Annotated in this window: 3 protein-coding genes and 3 pseudogenes; 5 read left to right on the top strand and 1 reads right to left on the bottom strand. The window is 45.1% G+C overall.

Going from position 1 to position 3,570, the window contains the following annotated elements; all coding sequences use genetic code 11:
* The 4 genes and pseudogenes from CCU_RS02990 to CCU_RS02975 form a co-directional block, all read left to right on the top strand.
* A pseudogene (locus CCU_RS02990) lies at nt 1-558 on the top strand (hypothetical protein); the annotation flags it as partial.
* Between the two features lie 296 nt (nt 559-854).
* Complete coding sequence (locus tag CCU_RS02985; protein ID WP_015533507.1) at nt 855-1,097, top strand: hypothetical protein; 243 nt, start codon at nt 855-857, stop codon at nt 1,095-1,097.
* 280 nt (nt 1,098-1,377) lie between these two features.
* Complete coding sequence (locus tag CCU_RS02980; RefSeq protein ID WP_167530871.1) at nt 1,378-1,536, top strand: hypothetical protein; 159 nt, start codon at nt 1,378-1,380, stop codon at nt 1,534-1,536.
* Nucleotides 1,533-2,028: pseudogene (locus CCU_RS02975) on the top strand (type IV secretory system conjugative DNA transfer family protein); the annotation flags it as partial. The gene CCU_RS02980 and the pseudogene CCU_RS02975, both read left to right, overlap by 4 nt.
* Before the next feature lie 205 nt (nt 2,029-2,233).
* On the opposite strand, the gene CCU_RS02970 reads toward CCU_RS02975, so the two are convergent.
* Nucleotides 2,234-3,028: a helix-turn-helix domain-containing protein gene (locus CCU_RS02970; RefSeq protein WP_015533505.1), complete on the bottom strand. Its 795-nt coding sequence runs from the start codon at nt 3,026-3,028 to the stop codon at nt 2,234-2,236.
* Nucleotides 3,029-3,143: 115 nt separating this feature from the next.
* Here CCU_RS02970 and CCU_RS02965 point away from each other — a divergent pair.
* Nucleotides 3,144-3,570: pseudogene (locus CCU_RS02965) on the top strand (alpha-N-arabinofuranosidase); the annotation flags it as partial.

Here is a 3,570-nt window from a genome sequence, read left to right as displayed (position 1 = left end):
TCCAACGAAGACGGCGCCCATACCCGCACCTGCACCGTTGACGGATGCTCTGCAGGCACGCAAACGGAGAATTGCATCGATGCAAACAAAGACCACAAATGTGATATCTGCGATTATATAATCAGCGAGTGTGCAGACGATAACAAAGACCACAAGTGTGATTATTGCGGCAAGAAGCTGACTGAGCACACCGGCGGGAAAGCGACCTGCAAGGACAAGGCAAAGTGCGAAGTCTGCGGTGCGGAATACGGTGAGCTTGATGCGAAGAACCACACCAACTTAAAGCACTTCCAGGCAACTGCGGCGACCAAGACCACCGAGGGCAATATCGAGTACTGGTACTGCGAAGGCTGTGGTAAATATTACAGCGACAAGGACGGTACAAAGGAAATCAAAAAAGCCGACACCGTAACGGCGAAGCTGAAGGACGATTCCAAATCTCCGCAGACCGGCGATACAAGCAACCTTGCTTTGTGGATTGCCTTGCGTTTGTCAGCGGCGGTGCAGCCATTGGCACAACGGTTGTCAGCAGAAAGAAAAAGTACAACAGATAATTGAATAGCGTTCCCTTGCTCCATCTTCCGAGCAAGACAAAAGCGTCGTAGCGATACGGCGCTTTTTTGTTACCCGGAAGCGACAAACAGCGGCTTTTGAATGGTTGGCGGTAAAGGATACCGCCGCTAAAACAAAGCCGCTCATATCGAAAGAAAACGCCCAAAATCGCCCAGAAAAATGACAGTTCGGAGAGGTTTTGGGCATTTCTGCGTTTCGGGAGCAAATCGGCAGTGAAAAGGAGGTGCTCGCTATGCCCCGTATGCCGAAATACCTCAAGGAAGAATTGGCGTTCTTTCTTGATGAGCGTGGCAGGAAGAAATACAACGAGCTTTGCAGGAAATGCGAAAGGAGCTGCAAGCAGCGTTTCATACTATCAAAGACAGTATTTCAATGCGTCCTCTGCCGTGGAACGATTGCAGGAACGGTATGACCGGCTCAAAGAAAAATGCCAGCCGTTTTTGCAGGCACTGGAACACTTTCCAAAGCTGGTGGAGGTCTTTGTGAAGAAGGTCAAGGAGCTTTTCAGTATCAAGGAAGCGTAGGAGCGCAAGGAACGGGAGGACAGAGCAGCCGCCCGAAAAGAACAATCCAAACATCGTCGGGGCAGAAATGATTGGGAACGGCAATGCCGCCAAGCTGGACATTCAAGAGTAGCATCCGAACCACGAGCGCTGCGGGAAGGGTATCACGCTCACGGAGGACGAGGGCAGAAATCTTTACGCAGCACTCAAGGCAATCTATGAAAAGGAATAATCCTTTTTCGGCTGGTAACGGGGCGTTCGGAAACGGACGCCCCTATTTTTACGGAGGGAGGTGATGACCGTGGAGGATATGAAAACCGGCTTTGTAGAGAGAATCGGCGGCACCATTTTCGTTGTCAACGCAATGCCCGCAGAGAACGCAAAGCATACGCAGGAGGAGCTTGTAAAGGCTCTGATTGCAAGAGAAGCAATGGCTTTGCAGGAAGCAGATGTTGCCTGATTGCCAACACGACACCTAAAGGTGCCACCCCATCTGATCCGTTCTGGGAGAAAGCAGGGTAAGCCGTCAAAACTGGATACAAGAATGAAGTTTTTACAGGAGAACAATCCTCTTGGAGCTAATCATCCGGCGGTAAAGCAGTATAACAAATGTATGAGAGGTGCCGGAGATACCGTTCGTTCTATTATTATCAGTGCAAATTCCAGACTGGCATTTCTTGAAAATAAACAGGTACTCAGGCTGCTTTCAAAGGATGATCTTAATCTGCCTGAAATAGGGATAGGAGTAAATGGGGATGGTGAAACAAAGACAGCTCTGTTCTGTGTAATTCCAGATAGTGATAAATCATATAACTTCATTATCGGAATGTTATATACACAGATATTCCAGGAGTTATATTATCAGGCAGATTTCAATTGCGGTGGCAGATTACCGATTCATGTGACATTCATGCTTGATGAATTTGCAAATGTTGCATTGCCGGATGATTATATCCTTGACGAGATTGCCAAGTTTGTTGCTGTGCCACATAATTCCTGTCGGAGCTTTTCGGGGACAGCCGCTGTACGCCCAAGTCTTAATATCTGCAGGAGAGCCGACGATATATGTTTCCGTATCTTCCGTAAAGTCAACAATTATGCCAACCGAAGCAATATCCGCGCAATGTTCAAAAAAATTCATCATAAAAGTTTATTCCTTACCATATAAAGTTGTTTTTCAAATTATCATTCTTGGAAATTTTCCTGTACTCACTCGGTGTGATCCCTGTTCTTTTTTTGAATATCTTCATAAAGCATATCTCATTTCCGTATCCGCAGAGGTCGGATATTTCCTTAACGGTCATATCGGTGGTCGAAAGATAATATTGTCCTGTCTTGATCTTTGCGGATAAAATATCTTCATAGCAGCTTATCCCGAATTTCCGTTTGTATATTGCCTGAAGATATGACGGACTCAGATTCATTTTTTCAGCAAGCTGATATATATTGCTGTAGCTCCCTGCATTGCTGTAAATATCGGTGCGGAGCATTTCAAGAGCGGAAATGCGGCTTTTATCGCTGTCAGGATTTATGCTGCTTTCGGATATTTTCATAAGTATCATCTGCATAAGCATATTTTCGTACTGTTTCCTGTTGGTCGAACCGGCTACATTTTCACGGCATAATATCGTAAGCAACTCTTCAATTGCAGGAATATCCGCCGAGGTGATAAGCGTGTCAGTTTTTATCCCATTCATAAGCTCGGTATCGTCCGTATCAAAATGGACAAAGTGATTAACATAACTTCCGCACAGAGTTTTGTAATGCTGCATTGTTCCCTTGCTGTATAAAATGAGACTGTCGGGAGAAACGGTTATTTCTTCACCGTTTTGTATCAGAACAGCGGAGGTCTTGAAGATAACAAGAAGATTATCTCCCGAACCATCCGGTCTGCATATTTCAAAATTCCCTTTGTGTCTTACGTTCTGACAGACTGTGTTTATACTTATCATATCATCACCTCAAAGTACGAACGGTTAGTATAATAATGTTATAAGTCATTGCAATACCAAAGTCAATGACTTATATATGATAATATAATAATTCAGTATGCGGCGGAGGTATAATATGAAAAAAATATCAATAGTAATAAATGCAGACGACAGGCTCGGACATATCTCTCCCGAGATATACGGACATTTTTCCGAGCATCTCGGAAGATGTATCTACAACGGTATATATGTGGGTGAAAATTCACCTATTCCGAATACAGACGGAATAAGGAATGATATCATCGAGGCGTTCAGAAATATAAAAGCTCCCGTTTTCCGCTGGCCCGGCGGCTGCTTTGCGGAAGAATATCACTGGCAGGACGGTATCGGTGAAAAAGCCTTGCGCCGAAAGATCGTGAACACGAACTGGGGCGGAGTTACGGAGGATAATTCTTTCGGTACACACGAATTTATGCGCTTCTGTGAGCTTGTTGGCTGCAAGCCTTATATAAACGTCAATGTTGGCAGCGGCAGTGTTCGTGAAATGTCCGAATGGATAGAAT

This window comes from Coprococcus sp. ART55/1 (assembly GCF_000210595.1).
Lineage (GTDB): Bacteria > Bacillota > Clostridia > Lachnospirales > Lachnospiraceae > Coprococcus > Coprococcus aceti.
The sequence above is the reverse complement of the archived record's forward strand: the minus strand, read 5'-3'. Positions and strand labels throughout refer to the sequence as shown.

What these genes read in the sequence shown, in the direction of transcription:
- CCU_RS02985 (WP_015533507.1), top strand. Translation starts at nt 855, where the DNA reads ATGAGCGTGGCAGGAAGAAATACAACGAGCTTTGCAGGAAATGCGAAA.
- CCU_RS02970 (WP_015533505.1), bottom strand. Translation starts at nt 3,028, where the DNA reads ATGATAAGTATAAACACAGTCTGTCAGAACGTAAGACACAAAGGGAAT.